The 20,974-nt window shown below is 69.3% G+C and carries 23 protein-coding genes; 12 read left to right on the plus strand and 11 right to left on the minus strand.

The window, feature by feature from the left end:
* Positions 1-93 precede the first annotated feature (93 nt).
* A complete protein-coding gene (locus AB0I53_RS01215; protein ID WP_358594527.1) occupies positions 94-801 on the plus strand; it encodes an ABC transporter ATP-binding protein in 708 nt (235 codons plus the stop codon).
* The gene (locus AB0I53_RS01220) at positions 798-3,023 is read left to right on the plus strand and encodes an FtsX-like permease family protein (RefSeq protein ID WP_358594530.1); all 2,226 of its coding nucleotides are present in this window, start codon (positions 798-800) and stop codon (positions 3,021-3,023) included. Before AB0I53_RS01215 ends, AB0I53_RS01220 begins: the two co-directional genes overlap by 4 nt.
* Positions 3,024-3,314: 291 nt before the next feature.
* Here AB0I53_RS01220 and AB0I53_RS01225 read toward each other — a convergent pair whose 3' ends face one another.
* Positions 3,315-4,532 (minus strand): nitric oxide synthase oxygenase, encoded by a 1,218-nt coding sequence (locus tag AB0I53_RS01225; protein WP_358594533.1) that lies wholly within the window; start codon positions 4,530-4,532, stop codon positions 3,315-3,317.
* A 239-nt stretch (positions 4,533-4,771) separates the two neighbouring features.
* Here AB0I53_RS01225 and AB0I53_RS01230 point away from each other — a divergent pair, with 239 nt between their 5' ends.
* Together AB0I53_RS01230 and AB0I53_RS01235 are read left to right on the plus strand one after the other, a co-directional pair.
* Positions 4,772-5,212, plus strand: coding sequence for a nuclear transport factor 2 family protein (locus tag AB0I53_RS01230; protein ID WP_358594536.1), 441 nt, complete (start codon positions 4,772-4,774; stop codon positions 5,210-5,212).
* Positions 5,213-5,338: 126 nt separating this feature from the next.
* Complete coding sequence (locus AB0I53_RS01235) at positions 5,339-5,932, plus strand: GNAT family protein (RefSeq protein ID WP_358594539.1); 594 nt, start codon at positions 5,339-5,341, stop codon at positions 5,930-5,932.
* On the opposite strand, the gene AB0I53_RS01240 is transcribed toward AB0I53_RS01235, so the two are convergent.
* The 3 genes from AB0I53_RS01240 to AB0I53_RS01250 all read right to left on the minus strand — a co-directional run bounded on the left by AB0I53_RS01240 (position 5,929) and on the right by AB0I53_RS01250 (position 7,896).
* Positions 5,929-6,291, minus strand: a complete 363-nt coding sequence (locus AB0I53_RS01240) for a nuclear transport factor 2 family protein (protein WP_358594541.1) — start codon at positions 6,289-6,291, stop codon at positions 5,929-5,931. The two genes, AB0I53_RS01235 and AB0I53_RS01240, sit on opposite strands and share 4 nt — an antisense overlap.
* Before the next feature lie 241 nt (positions 6,292-6,532).
* Positions 6,533-7,177 (minus strand): tRNA (guanosine(46)-N7)-methyltransferase TrmB, encoded by a 645-nt coding sequence (trmB, locus tag AB0I53_RS01245; RefSeq protein ID WP_358594623.1) that lies wholly within the window; start codon positions 7,175-7,177, stop codon positions 6,533-6,535.
* 143 nt (positions 7,178-7,320) lie between these two features.
* On the minus strand, positions 7,321-7,896 hold the full coding sequence (locus tag AB0I53_RS01250; RefSeq protein WP_358594544.1) for a hypothetical protein: 576 nt from the start codon (positions 7,894-7,896) through the stop codon (positions 7,321-7,323).
* Positions 7,897-8,152: 256 nt separating this feature from the next.
* Between AB0I53_RS01250 and AB0I53_RS01255 the strand changes: the two genes are divergently transcribed.
* Positions 8,153-8,596: a universal stress protein gene (locus AB0I53_RS01255; RefSeq protein ID WP_358594547.1), complete on the plus strand. Its 444-nt coding sequence runs from the start codon at positions 8,153-8,155 to the stop codon at positions 8,594-8,596.
* Between the two features lie 382 nt (positions 8,597-8,978).
* On the opposite strand, the gene AB0I53_RS01260 is transcribed toward AB0I53_RS01255, so the two are convergent.
* The 5 genes from AB0I53_RS01260 to AB0I53_RS01280 form a co-directional block, all read right to left on the minus strand.
* Positions 8,979-9,704 carry a hypothetical protein gene (locus AB0I53_RS01260; RefSeq protein ID WP_358594549.1) on the minus strand — a complete coding sequence of 242 codons (726 nt, stop codon included), beginning with the start codon at positions 9,702-9,704 and terminating at the stop codon, positions 8,979-8,981.
* A complete protein-coding gene (locus AB0I53_RS01265) occupies positions 9,701-10,648 on the minus strand; it encodes an ABC transporter ATP-binding protein (protein ID WP_358594552.1) in 948 nt (315 codons plus the stop codon). Before AB0I53_RS01265 ends, AB0I53_RS01260 begins: the two co-directional genes overlap by 4 nt.
* Positions 10,649-10,816: 168 nt before the next feature.
* Positions 10,817-11,617 carry a Cof-type HAD-IIB family hydrolase gene (locus AB0I53_RS01270; RefSeq protein ID WP_358594554.1) on the minus strand — a complete coding sequence of 267 codons (801 nt, stop codon included), beginning with the start codon at positions 11,615-11,617 and terminating at the stop codon, positions 10,817-10,819.
* Between the two features lie 52 nt (positions 11,618-11,669).
* Positions 11,670-12,326: a response regulator transcription factor gene (locus tag AB0I53_RS01275; RefSeq protein WP_358594557.1), complete on the minus strand. Its 657-nt coding sequence runs from the start codon at positions 12,324-12,326 to the stop codon at positions 11,670-11,672.
* Positions 12,327-12,362: 36 nt separating this feature from the next.
* A complete protein-coding gene (locus tag AB0I53_RS01280; protein WP_358594560.1) occupies positions 12,363-13,586 on the minus strand; it encodes a sensor histidine kinase in 1,224 nt (407 codons plus the stop codon).
* A gap of 315 nt (positions 13,587-13,901) precedes the next feature.
* On the opposite strand from AB0I53_RS01280, the gene AB0I53_RS01285 reads away from it, so the two are divergent.
* The 4 genes from AB0I53_RS01285 (at position 13,902) to AB0I53_RS01300 (ending at position 18,417) form a co-directional block, all read left to right on the plus strand.
* Entirely contained in the window at positions 13,902-14,387 is a 486-nt protein-coding gene (locus AB0I53_RS01285) for a hypothetical protein (protein WP_358594563.1), read from the plus strand.
* Positions 14,388-14,469: 82 nt separating this feature from the next.
* Positions 14,470-16,035 (plus strand): dynamin family protein, encoded by a 1,566-nt coding sequence (locus AB0I53_RS01290; protein ID WP_358594566.1) that lies wholly within the window; start codon positions 14,470-14,472, stop codon positions 16,033-16,035.
* A 53-nt stretch (positions 16,036-16,088) separates the two neighbouring features.
* Positions 16,089-16,499, plus strand: coding sequence for a nucleotide exchange factor GrpE (gene grpE, locus AB0I53_RS01295; RefSeq protein ID WP_358594569.1), 411 nt, complete (start codon positions 16,089-16,091; stop codon positions 16,497-16,499).
* 64 nt (positions 16,500-16,563) lie between these two features.
* The gene (locus tag AB0I53_RS01300; RefSeq protein ID WP_358594572.1) at positions 16,564-18,417 is read left to right on the plus strand and encodes a dynamin family protein; all 1,854 of its coding nucleotides are present in this window, start codon (positions 16,564-16,566) and stop codon (positions 18,415-18,417) included.
* Between the two features lie 350 nt (positions 18,418-18,767).
* Here AB0I53_RS01300 and AB0I53_RS01305 read toward each other — a convergent pair whose 3' ends face one another.
* On the minus strand, positions 18,768-19,043 hold the full coding sequence (locus tag AB0I53_RS01305) for a hypothetical protein (RefSeq protein WP_358594575.1): 276 nt from the start codon (positions 19,041-19,043) through the stop codon (positions 18,768-18,770).
* An 83-nt stretch (positions 19,044-19,126) separates the two neighbouring features.
* Positions 19,127-19,360, minus strand: a complete 234-nt coding sequence (locus AB0I53_RS01310; protein WP_358594578.1) for a hypothetical protein — start codon at positions 19,358-19,360, stop codon at positions 19,127-19,129.
* A 128-nt stretch (positions 19,361-19,488) separates the two neighbouring features.
* Here AB0I53_RS01310 and AB0I53_RS01315 point away from each other — a divergent pair, with 128 nt between their 5' ends.
* From AB0I53_RS01315 to AB0I53_RS01325, 3 genes are all read left to right on the plus strand, one after another.
* The gene (locus tag AB0I53_RS01315; RefSeq protein WP_358594581.1) at positions 19,489-20,322 is read left to right on the plus strand and encodes a helix-turn-helix transcriptional regulator; all 834 of its coding nucleotides are present in this window, start codon (positions 19,489-19,491) and stop codon (positions 20,320-20,322) included.
* Positions 20,319-20,513 carry a DUF397 domain-containing protein gene (locus tag AB0I53_RS01320; protein ID WP_358594584.1) on the plus strand — a complete coding sequence of 65 codons (195 nt, stop codon included), beginning with the start codon at positions 20,319-20,321 and terminating at the stop codon, positions 20,511-20,513. Before AB0I53_RS01315 ends, AB0I53_RS01320 begins: the two co-directional genes overlap by 4 nt.
* A 174-nt stretch (positions 20,514-20,687) precedes the next feature.
* Positions 20,688-20,974: transposase (locus tag AB0I53_RS01325; RefSeq protein ID WP_358594586.1), on the plus strand; the 287-nt coding region annotated here is incomplete at its 3' end.

Raw genomic sequence — 20,974 nt, forward strand, 5'->3', positions numbered from 1 at the left:
CAGCCCGAACACGAGCAACCGCAGGCACGGCGAGCACGGGCCAGCACGGCGACGAACGGCGTTAGCGGCGCGAAACGAGCAGGAGGAAGGAAAATGTCGGCTTCAATCGTCGACCGGCGGCCCGGGGAACCGTTCCTGGTTGGGCGCGGATTGGTCAAGAACTACGGCTCGTACCGGGCGCTGGCAGGGGTGGACCTCGCGATCCACACCGGTGAGGTGCTGGCGATCGTCGGGCCGTCGGGCTCCGGCAAGACGACGCTGCTGCACGTGCTGGCCGGGATCCTGCGTCCGGACGGCGGCGAGGTGCTGCTGGACGGGCACCGCATCGACCAGCTCGGCGAGGCGAAGCGCAGCACGCTGCGGCGGCACGAGTTCGGCTTCGTCTTCCAGCAGGGCATGCTGGTCGGCGAGCTGACCGCGGAGGAGAACACGGCGCTGCCGCTGCTGCTGGCCGGTGCCAACCGGAAGCAGGCGCTGGAGGGCGCGCGGGACTGGCTGGGCCGGCTCGGTCTCGGCGGGCTGGAGAAGAGGCTGCCCGGCGAGCTCTCCGGCGGTCAGGCGCAGCGGGTGGCGATCGCGCGGGCGCTCGCGCACCGCCCCAAGGTGATCTTCGCCGACGAGCCGACCGGCGCCCTGGACACCCGCACCGGCGAGGAGACCACGCAGGCGCTGTTCGCCGCCGCTGCGGCGACCCAGGCGGCCGTGGTCATCGTGACGCACGACCGGGAACTGGCCGCCAAGACGGGGCGGATCGTGGAGATCCGCGACGGCTTGATCGCGGGCGGGGTGATGGTCGGATGAATCCCGTGCAGCTGGCGCTGCGGGTGCTGCGCGCCGACTCGCGCAGCCGCCTGTCGGCGCTGCTCACCGCCGCCGGGGTCGCGGTCGCCACCGCACTGGTCCTGTTCCTGGCGACCCTGCCGAACGCGACGGACGCTCGAATGGAGCGGGCGACCTGGATGCGCGGTGCCGCCGATCCCTCCGGTGCGGTTTCGCAGGCGAGCCTGGACTTCTTCGAGAACGAGAAGATCATCCGGCTCGACGTGTCGGGAGACCGGCCCGCGGTGGACGGCGCGCCGAGCTTCCCCGGTGCCGGCGAGGTCCTGCTGTCGCCGCGGTTGGCCGAGCTGGCGAAGCAGCGCCCGCCTGAAGAGCTCGCCAACCGCTTCGACGGCAACGTCGTCGGAGTTCTGGACGAGACCTCGCTGAAGTTCCCGGAGCAGCTCGTCGCGGTGGTCGGGCACCAGCCGGGCACGCTGGACGTCGTCAAGGCCGAGGAATCGGGCTGGATCGCGGCCGGTACCGACGATTTCCTGCTGAAGTTCCTGTCCGGGGTGGGGATCGTGCTGCTCGCGATTCCCAGCCTGGTGCTCGTCGCGTCGGCGGCCAGGCTGACCGCCGCTCGCCGGGAGCGCCGGCTCGCGGCCCTGCGGCTGGCCGGTGCGACGCCGGGACAGGTGGTCGGCACCGTCGCCGCCGAGACCACCATCTCCGCGGCGGCGGGAACCGTCGTCGGTCTCCCGCTGAGCTGGCCGCTGCGGTTCGTGGGGGCTCAGATCCCGTGGGGTGGCGGCACCTGGTTGCCGAGCGACTTCACCCCGTCGGTGCCGACGGTCGTCGCGGTGGCGGTCGTGATTCCGCTGCTGGTCGTGCTGGCCGCGGTGCTGGGTCTGCGCCGGGTCGTGCAGGCACCGGTCGGCGCGGCGATGAACCAGTCGCGGAAGGCGCCCAAGGCGTGGCGGCTGCTCGCGTTGCCCGCGGCAGCGGCGTTCTTCGCGTTCGGGCTCGCCACCGCCGAAAAGACCGGTGGCCTGACGTTAATGCTCGCGGCGCTCGCGGCGGTTCTGGTGTCCGCCTCGGTCGTCGGTCCGTGGTTGACCGGCGCGCTCGGCAAGCTGTTCGCCACCACGTGGCGACGGCCTGCGATGCTGCTCGCGGGTCGGCGGCTGCGCAGCGATCCGAAGGCCGCCTACCGGTCCGTGTCCGGCATCGTCCTCGCGGTGTTCGTCGGGTCGATGGCGCTGACGTTGCTGCCCAGCTTCGAGGCCTTCGCGGGCGGCGGGCGTTCCTTCAAGGACTCCGTGCTGTACCTGGACGTTCCGTCCGCGACGGTGGCCGACCAGAAGAAGCGCGTCGTCGGCGAGCTGGAGCGCCGCGGCGCGAACGCCACGGTCGTGAGCGCGAACCAGGTCACCCTCGAGACCTCCGAGGGCGGCACGTACGCCGGCCTGGTGATCAGTTGCCCGGAAGCGGCGGCGGTGACCCGGATGGCCGTCGGCGTGTGCGCGGGACCACCGGCGATCCGCGCTGATCCGGCCACCGGGCTGCCGGACTCGGGGCTGCGCATCCGGGCCTACGCGGCCCGGGACTCCAACGAGGAACCGGCGACGTTCGGATTGCCCGCCAACGTCGTGACGCGACCGCTCGGCGGCCAGGATCCCGAGCTGAGCTCTTCGGTGCTGATCGACCCCGAGTTGGTGCCCGAGGTCGCGAACGTCGGGGAGTCGACGCTGGTGGTGAACCCGGCGACCGACGCCGACCGGGAGAGGGTGCGGACCGCGCTCGCCGCGGCACTGCCCGCCGAAAGCTTCCTGAGCCGCGAGCTGCGGCTGGAGGACCAGCAGACGATGCTGGGCGACCTCAAGCGGGTGACCGCCATCGGCCTGGGACTCGCCGCCCTGCTCGCGGGCAGCAGCGCCGCGATCACGGCCGCGTCGTCGGTGGTCGATCGCCGACGCACCTTCGGCGCGTTGATCGCGGCGGGAACCCCGGTGCGCATGCTGGGGCGCGCTCTGCGGACCGAGGCGGCGCTGCCCGCGCTGGTCGCGACGCTGACCGCCGGTGCGGGCGGTATCGCGATCGGGGTCTCGATGCTGACCCTGTTCGGGGAGGACGCCCCGGTGGTGATCAGCGGCTGGATCCTCGCGCCGGTCGTGATCGGTGTGGCCGTCGCGGTGCTCGCCGCCTCCAGCAGCGGCCCGATGCTGCGCAGGATCAGCAGCGAACCCATCGCCGACGAGTAGTGGGCGAGCGCCCTGTCGGCAACCATCCGGCCAGTTCCGCCCGCGCGGGACTGGCCGGATGGCCATCCGGGGCCGACCACATGACCGATCCGCTGAACCTGTCCCGAACGTGATGCTTGAAGAGTCGGAAGGAAAGACCAGGGAGGTCAGAAATGCTCGTCAACATCGTTTCCGGAATCGGAGCCTTCGTCGCCCTCGCGGTGCTGCTGCTCATGTCGCTCAGCTCGGTTCTCCCCGAGGTCATGGACCGCGTTGCGGCTCGGCGCGGCGCCGAGCCGGTCGGCGCGCGGCTCAGTCCTCGGGCAGGCCTGTTCCCAGGCAACGCCGGTTCATCCGGGCCAGCACGTCGTACCGCGGCCGGCTCGGTTCGGGGGACTGGAAGCCATGCGGTGCTCCCTGCCGGGCACGCTGGCTCGCTTCCTTGGTGACGGTGAACATCGGCCGGGAGACACCGGCCTGGGGCGCGGACCGCAACCAGGCCAGCCGGTGCAGCGCCTCGCTGTGGTGGTCGGTGATCGTGACGCGCGCGGAGTCGAACGAGAACAGCACCGCCCGGTTGATCTCCACGATCGCCCGGTCCCGCCACAGGTTTCGCTCGGTGGAGGTGTCCATGCCCAGCCGTTCGGCCACGTGCCGGGTGACGCCGTACGCATTCTCGTCGGCCAGGCCGCGGGTGCCGATCTCGGTCCCCACGAACCAGGTGTTGAACGGCGCGGCCGGGTACCGGATGCCGCCGATGAGCAGCTGCATGTTGCTGATCAGGGGCACCGTGTGCCAACGGAGGCCCAACTCGACGAACCACCGGAACTCCGGGTGTTCCAGCGGAACTTCCTGCACGACGTCCCGCGGAATGGTCACCGGCTTGACGCCTTCGTGGGCGGTTTCCACCACCAGCGGCAGGTGGTCGAAGCGCCCGCGCTGTGTCGGCGGTTTCCACCCGAGGCGCTGGGCCTCAGCGGTGAATCCGCTGTACCGGGCATCGCCGAGCACGCCGCCGTCGGACAACGCGTAACCCGCGTACCGGACGGCCTGTTCGTTCCAGATGCACGGGCCGGGCTGATCCGGCGAGTCCGGGGCGAAAACCGTGACCATTGGCTGGATCTTGCCCGCGTTGGTGGCCAGCCGGAGATGCTCGAAGCATTCGCTGGCGATCGCTGAGGCGTTGCGCAGGCCGCGAAGATCGCGGACCTTCAGCCGGCGCCACGGCACACCGCTCGTGCACCATCCGCTGTCGCGCAGCGCGACGCGCGCGCCGTAGGCGAGTTCCGCGCTGGTGTGGCGGTAGGTACCGGTGTCGGCGAGCTCCTGGCGCACCTCGGCCAGGCGCTGGGACAGGGACCCTGCCTCGGGATGAGCGTCGTGGAAGGCCCGCAGGAATTGCTCGGCCGCCGAAATACCCGTGGTCGGCTCGGACCCATCGGCGATGAGCCGGCTGGTGGTGCTGCCTTCGCCATCGGCGTCCGGCGGGCGCTGTTGGGTCGGGATGACTTCATCACGGATATCCGTCACGGCCCGGTAACGTAGTCGCGATCACCGTTCACTCGTCACTACATGAGCATTCTTCTTTTCGGTGAATTCACAACACCACGATCGCGCGACAACCCACTCGCAGTGACATTCATCGACCCAAAAATGAGCGCGCTTGATCGCCCAGTTGAGTGAATATCTGCCTGTTGATCATGGACGGCGGCGAGTGCGATGTCTGATCACTGCCAGCGCCCGGCCTCCCGCGCGGCAAAGCTGGTCGCGTGACAGCAACGAAGACGAAGATGCAGGTGCTGGAGGGCATGTACGCGGCGGAGGCCGAGTACCTGGCGGCCGGCGGGCCCGGCGAGGCGAGCTTCGAGCCGCTCGCTGAGTTCTTCTCGCCGCAGGTCGTCCTGCATCAGGCCGAGGCGCTGCCCTACGGCGGCAGCTGGAAGGGCCACCAGGGCATGGAACGGTTCTTCGTCGCGATGAGCCGAACCTGGGAATCGTTCGAGATGCTGGCGCAGGACTTCCTGACGCCGGGCGACACGACCGGACCGCTCGTGGTGCTCACCCAGGTCCGAGCGCGCTCCCGGGCGACCGGCCGCCAGCTCGAATTCCCCATCCTGCAAACGGTCGAGATCCAGGACGACCAGATCATCGACGTCCGCCCGTTCTACTGGGACACCGCGGAGATCGCGGACATCTGCACGAACCCGTGACCAGCGCTCGACGAGCCGCGCCGTTCTCGGCGGGACCGATCGTCGCCGTTCGGCCGACGTGCCGCGCCAGCCGAGAGCCCGGAAAAGCCTTGGACGCGAAGGTGAAGTGGTTGCTGGGATAGCCGGATGAGTTCCTTCTGGACGGGCCGGCTCGTTCGGCTGCGGGGCATCGAACCCGAGGACTGGCGAGCGTTCATGCGGATGGACTCGCACTCCGAGCACCAACGATCGTTGGACGCCCTCTACCCGCCGCGCTCGGCCGAGGGATACCGCGCGTGGACGGCGGAGCAGTCCGCCGTCCAACCGGTCGGCGACTCATTCCGCCTGGTGATCGAGACGTTGGACGACGATGAGCTGGTCGGATCCGTCTCGACGCACGACGCGGATCCGCGCACCGGCCGGTTCTCCCACGGCGTGGCCATCGACGACGAGCACCAACGGCGTGGCTATGCGTCTGAAGCGATCGTGCTCGTGCTGCGCTTCATGTTCGGCGAGCGCCGGTATCACAAGTGCGAGGCGCAGATCTACGCCCACAACGAGGCGTCGCTCGCGCTGCACCGCACGCTCGGCTTCGTCGAGGAAGGCCTGCTGCGCGAGCACGAATTCTTCGCCGGTCGCCACCACGACATGGTGCTCATGGGCGTGACGGCCCCGGAATTCGCGGAGCGGCACGGCCTCGGCGAAGCGCCCTCCGGTGATCGGCGCGACGAGCAGGCCTAGCCGAGCAGGTTGGGCTGGTCGAGCATCCAAAGCCAAGTGCCGTCGGGCTGGCGGCGGGCCACCTCGACGGTGACGCCGCCGCCTGCCAGTCGCACCGAGGTGAGCGCCAGATCGCCGTTGCGAATCGCGGGCTGCGTTTCGCCGGACGCGAGCTCGGGCTTGGCCGCCACGAGTTGCTCGTACGCCGCACGGATCTCCCGGTGCCCGACGGCCCGGCCGGTCGGGACGATCAGCACGGCGTCGGGCTCGTACAACGCCACCAGCCCGTCGACGTCGCCGGCGTTGAGCCGCTCCAGGACGAACCGGTTGAGGTCCTCCGGCTGCGCTGCGCGCTGGTGGCCGCTGGTCATCGCGCTCATCTCCCTCTGCTCAGGCGATTCATCCCGGGCAAACGGTGGCAGAAAGGTACGACACGGCGGCCAATCCCGGCCGAAAGTGGATCTTGGAGATCTAAGCGCATGGTGATCCGCCGGACGGGGCCGGAGGCGATCATTCCTGCGCATCAGGTTCGGGGCAGTCCGTCGAGGAGGTCACTGAACCGGCCGGGACCGCATCCTCGCCCGGCGCGATCCCTCCTCGCCGGGATCCACTACGGAGCGGCTAGATGCGTTCGAAGATCAGGTCGCGGATTTCGCGGCCCTCTTCGTGCGCCCGGTTCTCGAACTTCGTGACCGGCCGCCACTCCGGCCGCGGTGCCCAACCGCCCGGCTCGTCGGCGTACCGGTTGCGCAGCTGCGGTTCCGCCTGGCAGACCTCCAGCATCTGCTCGGCGTAGTTCTCCCAGTCCGTCGCGAGGTGCAGCACGCCGCCCGGCGCGAGCCGGGACGCGATCAGCCGCACCGAGTCGGGCTGCACGAGACGGCGCTTGTGGTGGCGCTTCTTCGGCCACGGGTCGGGGAAGTAGATGCGCACCTCGGCCAGCGACGCGGGCTCGATGTGCTCGCGCAGCAGCACGATCGCATCGCCGCGCAGCAACCGGAGGTTGGTGACCTCCAGCTTCTCGGCCCGCAGCATCAGCTGGGCCAGCCCCGGCTTGTAGACCTCGACCGCCAGGTAGTTGGCGTCGGGTTGGGCGGCGACGAGCTGCGCGGTCGTTTCGCCCATGCCCGAACCGATCTCCAGCACCGCCGGCGCGGAGCGGCCGAACCAGGTCGCGAGATCCAGCGGGCCCTCGGGCAGCGCGGTCACCTCGGAACCCAGCTCGGACCAGTGGCGATCCCAGGCGCGCTGCTGGCCCACCGTCATCCGCTCGCCGCGTTGGACGTAGCTGACAACGGTACGAGGAAACGGAACCTGCTGGTCAGACGCATTCACGGGGAATCAGTATCGCAAACCGGCAACGGGCCCCGACGACCGAACCCACTCGTCGGGGAGGCGGGGCCGGTGGATCACCAGGATTCGATCTGCTCCAGCATCGACACCAGGCCGGCGGACTGCTTGACCGGCACCGGAACCGGCTCGGTCTCGCCGTGCGCCGGCACCACGTTCAGCCAGCCCCGGTGTTCGTCGGTCAGCACCACGGTGGTCGGCATCCGCATCGTCGCCCGGTCCGACGGAGCGAACTCCCAGTACCCGGCCTCGCCGATGCCGGCCCAGGGCACGAAGACCCAGCCCGGTCGGGCACCGAGCACCGCGTGCGCCTCGTCCTCGATCTCGAACGCCGCGTTCCGCGATTCGATCTCGCCGCGATCCAGCGCCCGCAGCCACCACGGGGCGGGCAGCCGGCGCTTGGCACCGAGCAGCTTGCGGAACAGTTCGAGCACTTGGTGTTCGGGCGCCGTGTGGATCCAGCTCCGCCGCAGCGATGCGGGTGTCGCCGCCTCCAGCGCGGGCGGGTGCGCTTCGGTGGCCAGCGACCATTCGAGCCTGGGCACCGGCTCCAGCTGGACGTCGTCCGTCGACCGCCGAACTCGCGCACCGTCCTGCTGCGCCTGGACTACCGGGATTTCCTTCGATTGCACCATCGGCCCACCCTTCTGCTGTTGAGAAAGTCGCGAGCCACGAACTCGCCCTCGGCCAGCGCATGCCCCCAAGCGACGCTGGTTCGGGACATCCCTCACTCATGCCTTACCACAGCGAATATGAAGAATGACACGGCCATGTTAAATGTGTCTAAAGTCACATGTTTACAACGTGTTTGGTTGATCCCCCGCCGGTCGGCTCGACAAGTCGCCCGGATGCGGCTGGAGTGGGGGGGTGCCAGACCAGACGATCCAACAGGTGGAGATCGACAGCGGTGTTGTCGTCGGCGTGGACAGTTCCGCATCGTCGCTGCGCGCCCTGCTCGTGGCGGCCGAGGAAGCCCGGCGCCGCAACGTCGCCTTGCACGTTGTGCGGGCCTGGAGCTTCCGGACCGCGCCGCGACCGGCGGACTGCCCGCCGAACGTCGTGCCGAGCATGGACCAGTTCCAGCAGTCGGTCCTGGAGGACACGGAACGCATCGTGGCCAACAAGCTCGGCGAACACCCCGACCTCCAGGTCGACATCCACGTCGTCCACTCGCCGTCGCCGCAGGCGCTGCTGTCGGCATCGCGGGGAGCGGACCTGCTGGTCGTCGGCCACCGCGGCCGCGGCGGGTTCGCGGGCCTGATGCTCGGCTCGGTGGCCGAGCAGTGCGTCCGGCATGCGGCCTGCCCGGTCCTGGTGGTCCGCCCCAGCGTCTGACGCGGGACGGTTTCCGCGCGAGGTCGTCGGCGTGCCGGAGCGACTGCGGATATCCGGAAAGCACAGGGCCCGGGCCATCCCCCGAATGACAGCCCGGGCCCTCCCCCGTCCCGACCGCCGGCGCCCCCGAGCGCTGTTGCAGTCGGTCGAATTCGGTTGTGCTAATCGGCCACGTCGTCAGCCTCGCGCGGTGTCCACTGCGGACCCTGCGGTGCCGCACGCACCGGTAGGCGACGTCTGCGGCTCGATCTTGCCGCTGATCCTATCGGTTGACGTGATCAGACTCTCGGCCGGGCCGGGTAACGTTTTGCTATCCCGCGCCCAACTGGGCATTTCTATAGTTGATCATGAAAGGTTCTACGCCTGCTTAGGTTCTCGCTGGTCAGGCGTCGCGCCGCCGAACGATGATCAAAGCGATCACCCACAGGGCCACCGCGACGGCCGCGAAGTAGGCCAGCGCGCCCCACGGGCCGAACGGCATGTCGCCCACCCCGTCGGTGCCCGAGATGAAGTGACTGGCGGCGTTGAACGGCATCCACTTCTGCACGTCGGCGCCGACCTTCGGGATCAGCCCGACCAGGCTCTCCACCAGCAGCGACCAGATCAGCAGCAGGGTGACGGCGCCGGCCGTCTGCCGCAGCAGGGCGCCGACCGCGACCGCCAGCACCGCGCCGATCGCGAACACCAGGCCGACCCCGGCGACGTGGCGCCAGTCGTCGCTCGTGGCGAACGCGAGATCCGCGCCCGGTGCCAGCAGCTTCGCGACTCCCCAGGAGCCGAACGCGGCGACCTCGCCGATGAGCAGTGCCACCACCGCGACGACGACCGTCTTGGCCAGCAGCGCGGCGGTCCGGTTCGGCACCGCCTGGAAGGTCGCCCGGATCGTGCCGAACCGGTACTCGGTGGTGATCGACAACGCGGCGAGCACGAGGACCACCATCAGGCCGAACTGGTAGCCGACCTGCGTCATCGACAGTGACATTTCGTTTTCGAGCTGGAGCGCGAACAGCGTGGTGAACCCGATGGTCATCGCCAGCGCGAGGAAGGTGCACCACCACGGCGACCGGGTGGAGAAGAGCTTGATTCGTTCGACGGCGAGCAGGGTCATCGGGCCACCCCCGAGGTGTTCAGCGCGGACGCGGCGGCGCCGAGATTGGTCTGGTATTCAACGGCGTTGCCGGTCATCTGCATGAAGGCCTCTTCCAGCGAGCTCCGCTGCGCGGTGAGCTCGTGCAGGACGATCCCGTGCTGCGCGGCGAGTTCGCCGATCTGCTCGGTCTCGGCCTCGTCGACCACCAGCGTGTCCTGGGCCGTCGACCGCACGCTCAGTCCCTGCGCGCTCACCAGCTGCTGCAGCTGCTCTGCTCGCGGCGAGCGCACCACCACGCCCTGGGTGCCGGCGTTGTCCACGAACTGCTGGGTGCTGCACTGCGCGATCAGCTCGCCGCGGCCGATCACCACGAGTTCTTCGGCCGTCAGGGCCATTTCGGACAGCAGGTGGCTGGAGACGAACACGGAGCGGCCCTCGGCGGCCAAGCCCTGCATGAACCGCCGAATCCAGTGGATTCCCTCCGGGTCCAGCCCGTTCACCGGCTCGTCGAACAACAGGATCTGCGGGTCGCCGAGCAGGGCGGTCGCGATTCCGAGCCGCTGCGACATGCCCAGCGAGAAGCCGCCCGCCTTGCGGTTCGCGACGTCCTCCAGGCCGACCATGCCGAGGACCTCGTCGACGCGCTTCGCGGGGAGGCCGTTGGACTTCGCCAGCCACAGCAGGTGGGTGCGCGCCGACCGGTTGGGGTGTACCCACTTCGCGTCGAGCAGCGCGCCCACGGTGCGCAGCGGGTGCTTCAGCTCGCGGTAGGGCTTGCCATCGATGCGCACCTCACCCGACGTCGGCCGGTCCAGGCCGAGCATCATGCGCATGGTGGTGGACTTGCCGGCCCCGTTGGGGCCGAGGAAACCCGTGACCCGGCCGGGCTTCACGGTGAACGACAGGTTGTTCACCGCGACTTTCGGGCCGTAGCGCTTGGTGAGGCCGATCGCCTCGATCATGATCACTCCTGTAAGCCGACACTGCCGCGGCCCAACCGGGCCACACGACACAGCGTGCCCGGTCGGCCAGTGCGCCGACATCGACCCATCGTCTGGACCTAGGGTCAGACCTGAGTCGTAGTCGGCCCCGTCCTCCGGTATGACGGGCTCAGGGTTGCCCCGGAGATCTCACCGGAACCAGCGGTCCAGGACCGCCGCCAGCCCGTCCTCGGCGACCGGCCCGGTGACCTCGTCGGCCGCGGCGCGCACGATCTCCACCGCCTGCCCCATTGCGACGCCGTGCGCCGCCCAGCGCAGCATTTCGATGTCGTTGTCCCCGTCACCGGCGGCGAAGGTGTCCTCGCCCGCGATGCCCAGCTCGGCGCGCAGCTTCTCCAGCGCCGAGCCCTTGGTCACGCCTTCCGGCACCACGGTGACCCACGGCTCGTAGTGGTCCACGGTGAAGGTGCAGTTGGGCAACCGGACCCCGGCCATCACCTCGATGACCTCGGCGGGCTCGTGATCCACCCAGTTCGCGATCAGTCGCGGCACCGGGTGGTCGACGAGTTCGTCAAGCGTGGCCAGCTGCTGCGGGCCGTGCAGCTCGTCCTCGGGGAACTTGCTGGTCACCAGGCTTCCTACGCCGATGTCCTCGCTCGCGAAGATCGCACCGGGCAGCCGCCTGGCCAGTTCGACGAGCACCGGCCCGGGTTCGAAGGTCTCGATGGACAGCGGCTCCCGCGCCGCCACGTCGACCCGCACCGCTCCGTTGGAGCACAACGCGATTCCGCCGGTCAGCTCCAGCTTGTCCAGGATCGGCAGGGTGCCGAGCGTGCTTCGGCCGGTCGACACGACGACCTGGACGCCCGCTTCGATCGCGCGGCGCACCGCGGCCTTGACCACTGCGGAAATTTCATGGGTGGCGGGGTCGAGCAGGGTTCCGTCGATGTCGAGGGCGATGAGTCGGGGTTTCCACGCGGCGTCGCTCACCAGCGCAGGCTAGCCGTCCACCAGTGCTTTTGTGGCTGGCTGGAGGCGCAATTCACGCCTCGCCCGGTTTGACCAGACCGGTTTCGTAGGCGAGCACCACCGCCTGCACGCGATCCCGGACGTCCAATTTGGACAGAATGCGGCCGAGGTGGGTCTTCACGGTGGCCTCGGACAGGAACAGCGTGCCCGCGATCTCGGCGTTCGACAGTCCTTTCGCGACCAGCACCAGCACCTCGCGCTCCCGGTCGGTCAGCACGTCCAGCACCGACGCGTCCCGCAGTTGGCCGCCGCGCTCGCCCAGGAACCGGTCGAGCAGCCGCTTGGTGACGCTGGGCGCGACCACCGCGTCGCCGCTGGCCACCGATCGCACCGCGGTGACCAGGCTCTCCGGCGGGGCGTCCTTGAGCAGGAACCCGCTGGCCCCGTTGCGCAGCGCGGAAAGCGCGTACTCGTCCAGGTCGAAGGTGGTCATCACCAGAACCTTCGCGCTGTCAGCCGCGACGATGCGGCGGGTCGCCTCGACGCCGTCGAGCACCGGCATCCGGACGTCCATCAGCACCACGTCCGGCCGCAGCCGCTCGGCGAGCTCGATCGCCTCCTCGCCGTTGCCCGCCTCGCCGACGACCTCCAGGTCATCCTGCGCGTCGAGCACCATCCGGAAGCCCATGCGCATCAGTTCCTGGTCGTCCACCAGCAGCACCCGCACCATGCCGTACACCCTATCCGAGCTGGGGTTTCGGACCTTTCAGCGACCTTTCTCGGCCGGTGGCGCGGGCTGGGCAGGCGGGTCGAGCGGCAGCACCGCGTGCACCCGCCAGCCGCCCTCGGGCCGTGGACCGGCCTCCAGCGTGCCGCCGTAGACCGCGGCGCGTTCCCGCATGCCGATGAGCCCGTTGCCGCCCGAGGTCATCCCGGTCGACCCCTTCCACATCCCGTCGTCCAGCACTTCGATCTCGATGCGCTGCCCGTCGTTGTCGACCCGGACGGAGGCTGTGGTGCCCGTGCCGCCGTGCTTGACCACATTGGTCAGCGACTCCTGCACGATCCGGTAGACGCTGAGCCCGATCCTGGTCGGCAGTCCGGCGAAATCGCCGGTCAGTTCCATCGACACGGCGAGCCCGAGCCCGCGCACCCGGTTCACCAGGTCGCTGAGGTCAGCGGCGGTGGGCTGCGGGATGCGGCCGGGGTCGTGCTCGTCGCTGTCGCGCAGCACGCCGAGCAGGCTCCGCAGTTCGCCGAGGGCCTCGCGGCCGGTGCTGCCGATCGCCTGCAACGCCCGCTCGGCGAGTTCCGGGTTGCTGCGCAGGGCGTAACCGGCGCCGTCGGCCTGCGTCACCATCACGCTGACCGAATGCGCCAGCACGTCGTGGATTTCCCGGGCGATCCGGTTGCGCTCCTCCGCGACCGCGATGCGGGCTTGCTGGTCGCGCTCGAACTCCAGGTTGCGCAGCCGTCTTTCCACCTCGGCGTGGTAGGCCCGGCGGGCTCCGATGAACTCGCCCAGCACCCAGCAGAAGCCGGCCAGCATGACGAAGAACGCGACCTGGACGAAGATCAGCTCGGCCAGGTTCCCGTCCTGCTGGCCTCCGGTGAACAGCCGCGCCAGGAAGAAAGCGCCGGTCAGCGCGGTGTAGAGCGCCGCGATCCGGCGTCCTTCGTAGGCGACCAGGGTGTAGATCATCATGCACGGCGCGAAGATTGCGATGGTGGAGCCCGCGCCGGTGTTGGCGACCGACATGATCGCCATGCCGAGCAGTGCGACGTACGCCGACTGCACGGGCCAGATGCGCCGCACCGCCAGCGGCACGGTCAGCAGCAGCCCGGACACGACGTAGAGCCAGGCGGGCATGCCGATCGCGGGCTTGCCCGCGTCGTCGAGCTCTCCCAGGTGCACGAGCAGCATGAAGGTGGCGATCCCGCTGTCGCCGACCAACGGGCGCGCCCGCAACCAGAGGCTCAGTTTCCGCACCAAGCGAGGCTATGCGCTGAATCCGTAGTCCGGCGTCATCCCACGGGCTCGACCCAGGTCAGCCCCAGGTCGGACCCGCGTGCCCGCCGATCCGGCGACGGAACCCGAGAGCGCTGTCGGACAGTCGACGCATGGCCACGGGCGAGCAGGGCGCGACCGAAGCCGCCTCCCTGCTGCGCAACCGCGGCTACTGGGGCTGGTCGCTGGCGGTTCTCGCCTGCCGGTTGCCCGCCACGATGGCTCCGCTCGCGTTCACGCTGCTCACCACCGTGATTGCGGTCGTACCGGCTCGGCGCGCTGATGATGGCTGCTTACGTGTTCGGCGAACAGGTGGGCGCGGTGCCGGCCGGTCGCTTGCTGGACGCCATCGGGCCTGGTCGGGGGCTCAGGCTGCTGCTTCCGGTGTCGGCGTTCGCGCTCGCCGGAATCTGGCTCGCCGCGCGGTCCGGAGCTCTTGCGGAAGTGCTCCTGGGCTTGGTGGTGTTCTGCGGGATCACCTCGGGCGACCGGGCGCGTCGCGAGCGCCTGCCTGGTGTGCTTCGTCACGGGCGGGGCACTGATCTCCTCCGACTTCGGCTGGCCCGGCTTGCTCGGCGGCCTCGTGCCGGTCGGCATCTGCACCGGTCCGCCGGCTTCTCGGTCGCCTACGTCGTGCAATCGCTGGGCTTTGGGCTGGGGGCGTTGACCCTGGCCCAGTTGCCGCTGACCGCCGCGATCTTGCTCGGGACCGCCAGCGCTTTCCTGGCGTTTTGCGCACTTGCGCGCGTTCTCCGCGACGAAAGGCCGTCGGCCGGTTGGTGATCGTGCGCACTTGGTCTGGTTCGGCGTGGGTGCGTGGCAGGATGTAGCGCGCAGTGAGTCGCACGATCCGGGAAGGTCGGACTTGAGTACGGCAACCGAGCAGCAGCACTGGCCAGGTCCGCTATCCGCGGCGGTCGCCCGGCTGTGCACCGGGTTGCAGCCGCAGGTGTCCGAGCGGACCGCGGCCGGCTTCGCCGAGGTGCTGCGGAGGCTGTCCGCGCCGCTGCAGGTGGCCGTCGCAGGCCGGATCAAGTCCGGCAAGTCCACGCTGGTCAACGCGCTGATCGGCCGCCGGGTCGCGCCCACCGACGTGGGCGAGTGCACCCGGCTGGTCACCCGCTTCCAGTACGGCACCGTGGACCGCGTCGAGGTGATCTTCCGCGACGGCAACAAGCAGGCCGTGCCGTTCGACGCCGACGGCGGTATCCCGGCCGACCTGGGCGTGGACATCGACAAGGTCTCGCACCTGGAGGCCTACCTGACCAACGCGGTGCTGCGCGACCTGACGGTGATCGACACCCCCGGGCTCGGTTCGCTGGACGCCGCATCCGTGGCGCGCACCGAAGAACTGCTGGGCACCCGCAAGGAAGACGCCGACGACGCCAACGATGCCGCCGACGACTCCGATCTGGATCCGGTGTCGCGCAATGCGGTCGCTGGTGCGGAGGCCGTCCTCTACGTGGTGACGCAGGGCGTCCGGGCCGACGACGAGCAGGCGCTGGCCGCGTTCACCGCCGCCACGGCCAGCCGCGAGGCCGGGCCGGTCAACGCGATCGCGGTGCTGAACAAGGCCGACACCATCGAGCCGAGTTCGGTCGAGGACGCGGGCGGCGAGGTGTGGAAGGCCGCTTCGCTGCTCGCGGAGAAGCAGGCCCAGCTGCTCAAACCCAAGGTCGCCGACGTGCTGCCGGTGATCGGCCTGCTCGCGGAAACCGCCGAATCCGGCGAGTTCACCTCCGCCGACGCGGAGGCGTTGCGCGGCCTGGCCCAGCTGGACGAGGCGACCCGCGAAACCCTGTTGCTGTCCGCGGACCTGTTCACCAGCTGGGAGTGCGACGTGCCGGCCGGCACCCGCAGCCGGCTGCTGGAGCGGATGGACCTCTTCGGGATCCGGAGCGCGCTGGAGGCGATCGACGCCGACCCGGAGATCACCGCGGGCGCGTTGCGGCGGCGGCTGCTGGATTCCTCCGGGCTGGCTTCGGTGCTGAACCGGCTGGACACGGTGTTCCGGGCACGGGCCGACGGGATCAAGGCCGCGGCAGCGCTGGCCTCGGTGACCGCGCTCGCGCACGCCTCCGGCGACCACGGCGAGCGGCAGCGGGTGCACGACGCGATCGAGGTGCTGCTGGCCAAGCCGGAGGCGCACCAGCTGCGGGTGCTGGAGGCGTTGACGCTGGTCGCGGCCGGGGCGGTGGCGATGCCGGCGGATCTGGCCGAGGAAGTGATGCGCGTCGGCAGCAGCAACGACTTCGGCGAGCAGCTCGGCCTGCCGGGCCGGCACCGCAACGAGCTGACCGACTACGCCCTGGAGCGCGCGAACTGGTGGCGTTCGTTCTCGTCGTTCGGCGCCACGCCCGCGCAGAGCCGCATCGCGCACGTGGTGCACCGGGCGTACTTCCTGATCTGGCAGCAGTTGCGGTCCGGGTGATGGCGGTGCGGGGCTGGCGGCGCAAGAAATCACCTGAAAGTGGAACCGGCGGTATGCCCGTCGCGTCCGATCCGGACGAGGGCACGGCAGTTGCCCCGGACGCCGACGCAGAGGTGGGAACCGACATGACCGCCGTGACCAGCGATGTCGTCATCGATCCGCTGGACCGCGCGCTGACCGAGCGGGCGACGCTGATCCAGCTGTGCATGTACGCGATGGACCGGGCGCGCAGCGCGGGAGTGGTGGAGCGGCTGTCCGAGGGGCTGAGCGACATCGGCGTTTCGGCGCTGCGCCCGGACGGCACCCGCTTCGACCCGGCGCACCACGAGGCCGGCGGCATCACGCCCACCGACGACCCGGCCCTGGACGGCGTGATCGCTGAGACCGAGGTGCTGGGCTTCGCCGACCGGGACCGCGTGCTGCGCGCCCCGGTGGTGACCGTCTACCAGCTGCGGCCGCAGTGATGCCAGTGGGAGCCGCCGCTCCGGCGACTTCTCGGCGCGGCGGGGTTCGAGAGGAGCGAGGCGCATGACTGCACCGGGCGTCGCGGTCGCCGTGGGCCTGCCGCAGCAGGTCAAGCAGACCAGGGAGAAGCTGCACGCGCTGCTGCGGGAGGCCGATCCCACCGCCGCGGAGTGGGTCGAGCAGGTTCGGCGCGGCCGCCAGAAGAAGCCCAGCGTCGTGGTGGTCGGGGAGACCAACCGGGGCAAGAGCTCGCTGGTCAACGCCCTGCTGGAACGCCCGGGACTGTCCCCTGTGGACGCCCAGGTGGCCACCACCACGTACCTGGAGTTCACCCACGGCGAGCAGTGGGCGGCGCACGCCTGCTACCCCGGCCAGCAGGAGCCGGTGCCGTTCGACCTGGCGGAGCTGCCGAACTGGGCCGGCGCGGGCCGCGAACTGCCCGAAGGGCAGCTGCCACCGCGCTATGTGCAGATCACGGCGCCGATCGACACGCTGGCCCGGGTGACCGTGGTGGACACCCCGGGAGTCGGCGGGCTGGACGCCCTGCACGGCGAGCTGGCGATGGAGGCGGCGGCCTCGGCGACGGCGCTGCTGTTCGTCGTCGACGCGTCGGCCCCGTTCACCCGGGGCGAGCTGGAATTCCTGCAGAAGGTTGCCGAACGCGTCGAGACCGTCGTGTTCGCGCTGGCCAAGACCGACCAGCACCGCGGATGGCGGCAGGTCCTGGAGGCGGACCGGAAGCTGCTCGCGGAGCACGCGCCGCGGTTCGCCGACATGCCGATCTTCCCGGTGTCCGCGCGGATGCAGGAGCTGGCGGCGAAGGCGCCCAGCGAGCAGGCCGCGGACATGCTGCGCGAGAAGTCCGGCATCGCCGAGCTGCGCACCGAGCTGGAGCGGCTGATCGGCGGGCGGTCCGCGATGCTCGGCGAGGCCAACACGATGCGCGCACTGTCCACTGTGCTCGGTGAGCTGGTCGCGAAGCTGTCCGCGGAGAAGCGCGCGCTGACCGTCGGCGAGGACGAGGCGGAGTCGCTGCGCGCGCGGCGCGACGAGCTGTCCACCTCGCGGCGCTCGTCGACGCGCGGCTGGCAGGTGAAGCTGCGCGGCGAGATCCAGCGCACCCGCGTCGAGACCAGCCACGAGGTGGCCCGCCAGATCCGGGAGGTGCAGAACTGGTTCCGCCGGGCCATCGACGGCGCCGACCGCAACCAGCTCGCCGAGCTGCCGCGCCACGTCGACGCGGCGTTGCAGATGGCGTCGAGCCGGGTCGCCGCGATGCTGTCGGCGCGGCTGGCCACGGTCGCCGAGCAGTCGCTGAAGGAGCTGTTCTCCGCAGAGGAGCTCGACGTGATCCGCTCGCAGTTCGCGCGCGGAGCGCAGGCGCCGATCGCGTTGCGCCCGCCGGACAAGCGGCCGCCGACCGCGGAGGACAAGCTCCTGGTGTTCATGGGCGTCTCCGGCGGGCTCGGCGTCGGCCGGGCGGCGGCGATGCCGCTGGCGGGCCTGGGTATCGCGGCGCTGAACCCGGTGGTGCTGCCGGTGACGATCGTGCTCGGGCTCGGGGCCGGCTGGTGGATGGCGCGGACCCGCAAGCACGCGGCGGACAAGCAGCACCTGAAGCAGTGGCTGACCGAGGCCATCGCGGATGCCCGCTCGTCGCTGGACCAGCTGGTGGCGGAGCAGCTGATCGAGGCTGAGCAGCAGCTGTCGCTGGCCCTGGACGACGCCCTGACCAGGCGAATCGAGGCGATCGAGGGCGAGCTTCGAGAGGTCGACAAGGCACTGAAGATGGACGCCGCCGAGCGCAGCCGGCAGCTGCAGACGGTCAACCGCCGCCTCACCGAGGCGACCGCCGGGCGGGAGCGCGCCGAGAACCTTCTGGGCAGCATCCGGAACCTCCGCGACACCGCCTCCTGATCCGCAGCTCGCGACCCGTGCGTACTTTTTGTCGCTATAGCGACAAAAAATACGCACGGGTCGTGACACGACCTGCGGAGACGGCTCAAGCGGAAGAACGAACCAACGAGCCGGAAACGTCGTTGCGGTGCCGGTGACCGGGCGCGTGGGTCGGGGGGAGGTCGCGCCCGGTCACCGGGGTGGGCCGGTGCGGGTGGGGTTTGGGGGAGGTCACCGCACCGGCCCTGCTCGGGGTTCGTGAGTGCTGGTTCCGGTAAGAGCCGGAGTGAGCGCTCACGAGCGTTCACCTCGGGAGGTGGGTCTCGTGAGTGTTGGTTCCGGTAAGAACCGGAGTGAGCACTCACGAGGGTTCAGGCCCGCAGGTGGTGGCGTCCGGTGGGCTCGTCTGGGTCGGTGGTGGGGAATTCCGGTGGTATGCGGGGATGTTCGTGTTCCGACCCGTGTTCTTCTTGCCGGGTTTCGGCTTGGATGTCGGCTATGAGGTGCCAGACCGTGTAGGCGCCTTCGCCGCCTCCGGCGTGCTGGCCTGTGGTGAAGGCGATGGTTCGGGTGGGGATCTGGGTGGTGAGCATGGCGAGGATCAGCAGGTTGAACAGGACGAACGTGCTGAGCTGGATCCAGAACATCGATTTCTCCCTACCGTTGAAGTTGACGTTTCCGCTGGTCAGAGCCCGTGCGTACTTTGTGTCGCTATAGCAGCAATAAGTGCTCACGGGCCTGTGGCCCACCGGGCGCTGATGCGCCGCCAGCAGTCCATGCAGGTGTCCTCGTCGATCCACTCCAGCTCTCGCGGCAGCCGCTGCACCTGCCACGCCCCCACCTCCACGCCGCAGAACGACGTCACCGACGCATACGGCTCCGCCCGCTTCGCGGCCACGCCGAACGCATGCCGCCCCACCCCCACCGGCCGCCAAAACCAGTCCACACCAGCCTTTTCGAGCATCCCCGCCTCCTATTCCTTGGGGATATGATCGGCTGGGATAATCCCCAGGGGATAGATCTCGATCGTGTGAAGCGGCTGGAAAGCGGGTGCTGCCACCCGTAAGACTGACGACTATGGAGCCCTCACCCGTGGTTCGGCGCCGACGCCTCGCGCAAGATCTACGCGGCCTGCGCTCGGCCGCCGGTCTCACAACTCAACAAGTCGCGGACTTCGTCGGGCGAGCGCAATCGCTCGTTTCTCGTTGGGAAGCAGGGAAAAGAACACCTGCACACGGTGACGTCATCGCGCTTGCCGAGCTGTACGACATCTCCCGCAGCGAGCGTGACCGGCTGGCTTCCCTGGCACGGGCTGCTCGACGCAAAGGCTGGTGGGAGACCTATGTGGACGTGCTCCCCGAATGGCATGAGCGCTATCTCGGACTGGAAGCGGAAGCGAGCGAGGTCAACACATACGAGCCGGACGTCATCCCTGGTTTGCTCCAAACCCAGGCATACGCGCGGGCCTTGACCAAGGCGACGCTGTTGAGATCTTCTCCAGAAGAAATCGAGCGTCGCGTTGAGCTGCGACTTCAACGGCAGCAGCGCCTCGTTGATCAGGAGCCGCTCAAACTCTGGGCGATCGCGGGAGAAGTGGCCCTGCACAAGAAGGTTGGCGGCCCCGATGTACTCAGGGAACAGCTGGAACACCTGGTGAAGATCGCCGAATCGCCGAACATCACGTTCCAGGTGATGCCTTTGGAAGCAGGTGCACAGCCCGCAACTGGTGGCCAGGTGACCATTCTTCGCTACGTTGACACTGGGGACGCTGACGTCGTTTATCTGGAGAGCCAGCATGGTGGCGTCTACGTCGAAGACCTTGCGGCGGTATCTGACTATGCGCTGATGATGGATCATCTACGAGCGCACGCTGCCGATCCGGCGGCGTCGCTGGAGCTGATCTACCAGCGCATAGGAGCACTATGAGCCAGCAATTCACCAACTGGCGGACATCCACTCACTCACAGGGGCAAGGCACATGTGTCGAGGTGGGCCTCGGTGTGGATGCTGTCGGGGTGCGGGACACGAAGGATCGCGATGGTGGGCACTTAGCCGTCCCGGTGCGGACCTGGCACCGGTTCCTCGACTGCATCAAGAGCGGCAGCTTCGACCGCTGAAAAAGGTCGTGAGTGTTTGTTCCGGTAAGAACCGGAACAAACACTCACGACCACGTACTGCTCAGCTGAACAGCTTCGGCAGGGTGCCTTCCCAGGCTCAAGGACCGTGACGGTGGGCGCTTAGGGCGTGTCTCATTTGGATCTTGGTCGGGTTTGCGGGCATGATCTTGGTTCGTGGTTGATGAGCTGTCGCGGAGGTTGGTGCCTGATGAGCTGTGGGCGCTGGTCGAGCCGTTGGTCCCGGCACATCAGGTCCGTCCGCAAGGAGGTGGGCGGTCTCGTGTGGATGATCGTGCGGTGTTCACCGCGATCGTGTTCGTGCTGACCAGTGGGTGTGCGTGGCGGCACCTGCCGCCCAGCTTCGGGGTGAAGGTGCCTACCGCGCATCGCCGCTTCATGGAGTGGACGGAAGCGGGGTTATGGCGCAGGTTGCATCGCGCAGTACTCGATGAGCTCGGCAG

The organism is Saccharopolyspora sp. NPDC050389 (genome assembly GCF_040655595.1).
Taxonomy (GTDB): domain Bacteria; phylum Actinomycetota; class Actinomycetes; order Mycobacteriales; family Pseudonocardiaceae; genus Saccharopolyspora.